Source organism: Actinoplanes sp. NPDC051411, from assembly GCF_040682075.1.
In the GTDB taxonomy this organism is placed as follows: domain Bacteria; phylum Actinomycetota; class Actinomycetes; order Mycobacteriales; family Micromonosporaceae; genus Actinoplanes.
In genome coordinates, this window is record NZ_JBFBAD010000126.1 from 21,919 (window position 1) to 28,416 (window position 6,498).

8 protein-coding genes are annotated in these 6,498 nt (G+C 70.8%); 7 read left to right on the top strand and 1 reads right to left on the bottom strand.

All coding sequences use genetic code 11. The features are described 5' to 3' along the window. Positions 1 to 96: 96 nt before the first annotated feature. From AB0M88_RS42865 to AB0M88_RS42885, 5 genes are read left to right on the top strand one after another with little or no spacing between them, the layout of a single operon-like run. Positions 97 to 1,245: a substrate-binding domain-containing protein gene (locus AB0M88_RS42865; protein WP_364112141.1), complete on the top strand. Its 1,149-nt coding sequence runs from the start codon at positions 97 to 99 to the stop codon at positions 1,243 to 1,245. A gap of 4 nt (positions 1,246 to 1,249) precedes the next feature. Further along, positions 1,250 to 1,996 carry an ABC transporter ATP-binding protein gene (locus AB0M88_RS42870; RefSeq protein ID WP_364112143.1) on the top strand — a complete coding sequence of 249 codons (747 nt, stop codon included), beginning with the start codon at positions 1,250 to 1,252 and terminating at the stop codon, positions 1,994 to 1,996. Beyond that, the gene (locus AB0M88_RS42875) at positions 1,993 to 2,682 is read left to right on the top strand and encodes an ATP-binding cassette domain-containing protein (RefSeq protein ID WP_364112145.1); all 690 of its coding nucleotides are present in this window, start codon (positions 1,993 to 1,995) and stop codon (positions 2,680 to 2,682) included. The genes AB0M88_RS42870 and AB0M88_RS42875 overlap by 4 nt, the downstream gene beginning before the upstream one ends. Position 2,683: 1 nt before the next feature. Continuing rightward, complete coding sequence (locus AB0M88_RS42880; protein WP_364112147.1) at positions 2,684 to 3,550, top strand: branched-chain amino acid ABC transporter permease; 867 nt, start codon at positions 2,684 to 2,686, stop codon at positions 3,548 to 3,550. Positions 3,551 to 3,564: 14 nt separating this feature from the next. Beyond that, positions 3,565 to 4,575, top strand: a complete 1,011-nt coding sequence (locus AB0M88_RS42885; protein WP_364112149.1) for a branched-chain amino acid ABC transporter permease — start codon at positions 3,565 to 3,567, stop codon at positions 4,573 to 4,575. 134 nt (positions 4,576 to 4,709) lie between these two features. Here the strand turns inward: AB0M88_RS42885 and AB0M88_RS42890 are convergent, their stop codons facing one another. Next, a complete protein-coding gene (locus AB0M88_RS42890) occupies positions 4,710 to 4,889 on the bottom strand; it encodes a hypothetical protein (RefSeq protein ID WP_364112151.1) in 180 nt (59 codons plus the stop codon). Between AB0M88_RS42890 and AB0M88_RS42895 the strand changes: the two genes are divergently transcribed. Next, positions 4,888 to 5,088, top strand: coding sequence for a LysR substrate-binding domain-containing protein (locus AB0M88_RS42895; protein WP_364112153.1), 201 nt, complete (start codon positions 4,888 to 4,890; stop codon positions 5,086 to 5,088). The genes AB0M88_RS42890 and AB0M88_RS42895 overlap by 2 nt on opposite strands. Before the next feature lie 772 nt (positions 5,089 to 5,860). Next, a partial coding sequence (locus AB0M88_RS42900; RefSeq protein ID WP_364112155.1) for a BTAD domain-containing putative transcriptional regulator occupies positions 5,861 to 6,498 on the top strand: 638 nt, incomplete at its 3' end.

Consider the following 6,498-nt stretch of genomic DNA (forward strand, 5'->3'; position numbering starts at 1 on the left):
ACACCCCCGGATGTGTGCGGTCCACACATCCACACCGGACCCCCTGTGCCGGGCGCGGATGGTGAGCACAGTGACCCACGTCTCAGGCTGTGGGTCATGAGGAGAACCGTCATATCCCTGCTCGCCGTGGGCGCCCTGGCGGCCTGCGGCAGCCCTCAACAGGCGGCCGGCGGCGGCCAGGACCTGAACGTCGGCATCGTCTATTCGCAATCGGGGCCGCTCGCGAGCTACGGGCGGCAGTACGCGGACGGCTTCAAGGCCGGACTGTCCTACGCCACCAAGGGCACCGGGAAGATCGGCGACCGGAAGATCAACGTGACCTGGGCCGACGACGCGGGCGACCCGGGCAAGGCGGTGTCGGCGGCCAAGGATCTGATCGGCAAGGGCACCAAGATCCTGGCCGGGTCGACCGCCTCCGGCGTCGCGCTGCAGGTCGCCCCGCTGGCGGCGCAGAACAAGGTGCTCTTCATCAGCGGGCCCGCGGCGACCGACGGGATCACCGGGGTCAACAGATACACGTTCCGGTCGGGCCGGCAGTCCTATCAGGACGTGCTGACCGCCAAGGCCTATCTGGGCTCCGGCAAGAAGGTGCTCGTGTTCGCGCCCGACTCGGCGTTCGGCGCGTCCAATGTGGCGGCGGTCAAGGCGGTCATGACCGACGCCACGGTCACCGACATCGCGGTTCCGGCCAGTGCCACCGACTTCACGCCGTTCGCCAGCCAGATCAAGGCGGCCCGGCCCGACCTGGTGTTCGTGGCGTGGGCCGGCACCACGGCGAGCGCGATGTGGCAGGCGCTCGACCAGCAGGGCGTGCTGTCCACGACCAAGGTCGTCACCGGACTGGACATCCGGTCCACGTGGCCGACCTTCGGGCAGGCGGGCGGCAAGCTCCAGCTGATCGCGCACTACTTCGACGGGGCGGCGGACAACGACGCGTACCGGGCGCTGAAGGCCGCCGTGCCCGGCGGCGTGACCGACCTCTTCGACCCGGACGGGTTCGCCGCCGCGCAGATGATCGTGCACGCGCTGCGGACATCGCCCGACGACGTCGACAAGATGGTCGGCTCCCTGGAGGGTTATACCTTCGACTCGGTCAAGGGTTCGCTGACCGTACGGTCCGAGGACCACGCCCTTCTCCAGCCGATGTTCCAGGCCACGCTGACCGTCGACGGCGGCACCGTCACCGCGCGCCGCACCGGCGAGGTCACCGACGCGGCGCCGCCGGCCGCCGCGATGAAGGGCTGACCGGGTGCCCGCGCTCGAACTCGAGGCCGTCACCTGGCGGATCGGCGCGGTGCCGATCGTAGACGAGGTGTCGCTCGCGGTCGCGCCGGACGAGTTCGTGGCGCTGATCGGGCCCAACGGCGCCGGCAAGACGTCACTGTTCAACCTGGTCAGCGGGTTGCGCCGGCCGGTGAGCGGGCGGATCCGGCTGGGTGGCGAAGAGATCACGGCGCTGCCGGCGTACCGGAGGGCCCGCCGCGGCCTCGGCCGCACCTTCCAGACCTCGGCCGTCTTCGGCTCGCTCACCGTCTCCGAGAACGTCGCCCTCGCCGTCCAGGCGCACGCCGGGGGCGCCCTGCGCCCCTGGCACCGCGGGATCGACCGGCAGGTCGCGGCCCGGACCGGGCAGATCCTGGGTGAGGTACGGCTCGCCGGTCGCGCCGGTTCGCCGGCCCGCGACCTCGCGCACGGCGAGAAGCGCAAGCTCGAGATCGCCCTGGTGCTGGCCGGCGACCCGCGGGTGCTGCTGCTCGACGAGCCGATGGCCGGGGTGAGCGCCGACGACGTGCCCGCGCTGGCCGAGGTGATCCGCGGGCTGACCGCGGGCACCGGCCGCAGCGTGCTGATGGTCGAACACCACATGGACGTCGTGCTCGACCTCGCCGACCGGGTCGCCGTGCTGCACCACGGATCGCTGCTGGCCTGTGACACCCCGGCCGTGGTGATGGCCGATCCGTTCGTCCAGCAGGCCTATCTAGGGGAGGACCTTTGATCCTCAGCGTCGACGACCTGTCGGTGCGGCTCGGCGGCTCGCACATCCTGCAGGGGGTGACGTTCGACGTGCCCGAGACCGGCGTCACCGCCCTGCTCGGCCGCAACGGTGTCGGAAAAACCACGACTCTGCGAGCGCTCATCGGCCAGGTTCCGGCCATCGGCCGGATTTTGTACGCCGGGTCCGACCTGCTCTCGCGTCCTCCCTACCGGCGGGTGCGGGACGGGATCGGCTACGTGCCCGAGGACCGGTGCGTCTTCTCCGGCCTGACCGTGGCCGAGAACCTGCGCCTGACCTATGCCGCCGCCCCCGACTATGACCTGGTCTACGACCTGTTCCCGGACCTGCGGTCGCGAGCCGGGCAGCGGGCCGGAACCCTCTCGGGCGGCCAGCAGCAGATGGTCGCGCTGGCCCGGGTGCTGCTCGCCCCGCACAAGCTGCTGCTGGTCGACGAGCCGACCAAGGGACTCGCGCCGGCCGTGGTGACCGCGGTCGCCGCCGTACTCGAACGGATGGCGACCCGCGTGCCGATCCTGCTCGTCGAACAGAACCTGGCCGTCGTCCGCCGGCTGGCCACCGACGCGATCGTGCTGGCCGCCGGCCGGGTCGCCTGGCGCGGGCCGGCCTCCACGCTGCTCGGAGACGCCGGCCGCACCCGCGACCTGCTCGGCGTCGGGAGGGCGTGACATGGCGACCGTCGTGCTGCTGGCGCTGACCGGACTCGGCCTGGCCGGGCTGTACTTCCTCATCTCGTCCGGGCTGTCGCTGGTATTCGGGCTGGCCGGGGTGCTGAACTTCGCGCACGGGCTGTTCCTGTCGGCCGGCGCGTACGTCTGCTGGTGGGCCGCGGAAAGCGTGAGTCTGCCGCTGGCCGTCCTGATCGGGGTGGCCGCCGCGGCGGCCGTCGGAGCGCTCGTCGAGCTGGTGCTGATCCGGCCGCTCTACGCCCGGCCGACCGACCAGGTGCTGGTGACCGTCGGGCTGTCGCTGGCCGGGGTGGCGCTCCTGCAGTCGGTGTGGGGCGTCGACCCGCGGCCGTTCCCGCGCCCGGCGTGGACCTCGCGCGTGATCGGCGTGCTGGGCGCCTCGGTGCCGGCCGACCGCTTCCTGCTGATCGGTGTGGCCGGCGCCGTGCTCGTGGCCCTGCTGGCGTTCCTGCGCTTCACCCGCTACGGCCTGATCATCCGGGCCGGGGTCGAGAACCGGGACATGGTGAGTGCGCTGGGCATCAACGTGCGGACGGCGTTCACCCTGGTGTTCGCGATGGGCGGGGCGCTGGCCGGTCTGGCCGGGGTGCTCGGCGGGATGTATTTCGGGTCGGTGTCGCCGGGACAGGGGGCCTCGTTGCTGATTTTCGCCTTCATCGTGGTCGTGATCGGCGGACTCGGTTCGGTGACCGGATCGGCCGTGGCCGCGGTGGCGGTCGCTCTGGTCCAGCAGTTCGTCAACTACTACGGCGCGGCCGGAGCGGGTGATGTGAGCGTGGTTGCTCTTCTGGCCGTTGTCCTCTTGTTGCGGCCGTCGTCCTCCGCGAAGGCGGTGGCGTCGTCGTGAGCCGGTGGACGGTCGTGCGAAATCGCCGTTGGTGGGGTGCTGTCGCCGCCCTGGTTCTGGCCGTGCTGCCGTGGTGCACCGTCACCGTGCCGGGCCTGTTCGAGAGCCCGGTCAACTCGCCCGGCACGCTGCAGCTGCTCGCCGTCTGCCTGGTCTTCGGCGGCCTCGCGCTCGGCTACGACCTGCTCTTCGGGCGGGCCGGGCTGCTCTCGTTCGGGCACGCGCTGTTCATCGCGGCCGGAGCGTACGGCTCGGACATCCTGGTCACGCACTACGGTTGGTCGCTCGGCGCGGCGATCGCGGCCACCGTCGCCGGGTCCGCCCTGCTGGGGCTGGTGCTCGGATCGGTCGCGCTGCGCACGGCCGGCATCGCGTTCGCCATGGTCACGCTGGCCTTCGCCCAGGTCGGCTCGATCGTGGTCAACCGCGATCCGGGCGGGCTCACCGGCGGCGAGGAAGGGCTCCCGCTGACCCCGCCGCCGGTGTTCGCGGGCGTGGCCAACACCGTGAACCTGTACTGGTTCGCCCTCGCCGTCCTGGTGCTCGTCGTGATCGTGGTGCACGGGATCGACCGGGCGCCCCTCGGCCGGACCCTCACCGGTCTGCGCGACGACGAACGCCGGATCGCGGTGATCGGGCTGTCGCCGTACGTCCTGAAGCTTTTGATCTTTGTGGTGGCGAGTGCCCTGGCGGCTCTGGGCGGCGCGACCTACGCGCTGGTGGTCGGAGGGGCGTCACCGCACGTGGCGTCCTCCGACCTGACGCTGTCACTGATCGTGATGGCGGTGCTCGGCGGGGCGGGGACGCGGTGGGGCGCGGTGATCGGCGGGGTGCTGTACGCGTACCTCGACCAGCGCCTGACCCAGCTCGGCGGGCATCTGCCGGGGCCGCTCGGGCAGCCGCTGTTCGTGCTCGGCGTGTTCTTCATCCTCGCGGTCTACTTCGCCGGACTGCGCCCGGGCTACCGGATCCGTCCGATATCCGTGCCTGATCAGGTCTCACCGGTCGAGGAGGTCCGCTCCTAGGCCGGTGACGTCGCCCGGGTCGGCGGGCCGGCTGTGCGTTGGTTGCACCTCACGGATCGCCGGGGCCACCGAGGTCCACGACCAGCGCCACGTTGACCAGGACGGCGAGTGTCACGGTCAGCGCGACGGCGCGGTCAGCTCGACTTCTTGGCGAGTTCAGCCAGGAAGTGCGGCATCCGGCCGGCACCGAAGTCGTAGAACCGCACCCACTGCGGCTCGACCGCGATACGCGCCATCTGGTCGTACATGGCCCGGCAGTTCCGCGTGGGCTTCACCCCGAACATCTCCTTGGTCAGCGCCGACATGGTCGTCATGCAGGACCTGGTCGCCGCACGCATGGGCGTAACCACCCTGCCCGGCCTCGCCCTCCGCGGTCACCGGGAGCCCGGCATACACACCACCGAACTCCCCGACAGCCCCCGCCAGATCTACGCCGTCACCTACGGCGACCCGCCCGGCCCACCCGCCACCACCGCGCTCATCCAAGTCATCCAAGCCGGCATCCAACGGTGATTGATGACCGGCCGGCCCACCTCCGCACCCCATTGACGTGCCCTTGTCGCGGCAGATCAGCGCGTCATGCCTCTGCGTTCGGGTCGGCGAATCAGTGCACATGCCACCAGCCTGCGGTCAAACGCAGACGACGGGACATTGTTCGACGGCGAGTGACGGACGCAACAGTCATCTCCACGTCGGGATCAGGCCCGGCATGCATCCGCCGGGGCACGAGCGGGGCGAGTCATGTCCACTGAGGGGCGCAGCCCGTGGCCGGGCTCGGGACGACTACCGGGTCTGGGACCGGATCCGTTCGGTGGTGGCGCTGTCCGCAGCGCGAGGCGGTACGCGCCGGGTGAGAGACGAATCGGCGTTCCGGACGTGGGGGCGGAACGGTTTCCGTTGCGCTCCGGCACCGCCGGCCCGGATTTCGCGGCGATGTCGTATTCGGTGGTGATCTCGACTTTTCCGGAAGCATTCGGCCGCCGGAATTCGCCGCAGTGAATTGCCCTGGAGCTCGTTGCCAAAATCGGGGATAGCGCGCTCCTGGGCGGGCAAAGCATCAACCGTTGACTATCGTATCTGTGGGGCGAGCCGTCAGAAGGGTGCGACGTAGCGACCACGGGGGGTACAAAAAGTGACGGTTGCTGATCTACCAGAGGCAGGCGAGAAAGGGCTTCGGATCCGGGTTCTCGGTCCGCTGGAAGTCTGGTCCGGAGGGCGCCGGGTCCGACTCGGCGGCCAGCTCCAGGAGCGGGTGCTCACCCGCCTTCTCCTCGAACCCAATCGCGTGATCGCGGTGAATCGGCTGGTCGAGGCGGTGTGGGACGCCAACCCACCGGCCACTGCGGGGCACCAGGTCCGTAAGGTCGCCTCGGAGCTGCGTCAGCGCATTCCAGGCGGGCGGTCGGTCATCCTGACCGACGGGCCCGGCTACCGGGTGTTCCTCGCCGAGGAACAGCTCGATCTCAGCACGTTCCGCCGGCACCTGAGCCAGGCCCGGGAGGCCACCGGGCAGGGGCGCCCGGCCGACGCGGTCGTCGAACTCCAGGCCGCCGTGCGGCTCTGGCGTGGGCCGATCGAGACCGGTCCGGCGGAGTCGTTCGGCGCGCTCTCGTCGGCGCTCAACGAGCGCTACCTGACCGCCCTCGAGCAGCTTCTCGACCTGCGGATCCGACTCGGTGAGTCGGCCGAGGTGATCGGCGACCTGCGCCAGCTGGTGGCCGAGCACCCGTTGCGTGAGCGGCTCCGGGGGCTGCTCATGATCGCGCTGGCCAGGACCGGCCGGCAGGCCGAGGCACTCGCCTCGTTCACCAGCGTGCGCCAGATGTTCGCCGACGAGCTCGGCATCGATCCGGGGCCCGAGCTCAACCAGTTGCACGAGCTGATCCTGCGCAACGAGCTGGTCGTCCCGCCGCCGGCGCGGTC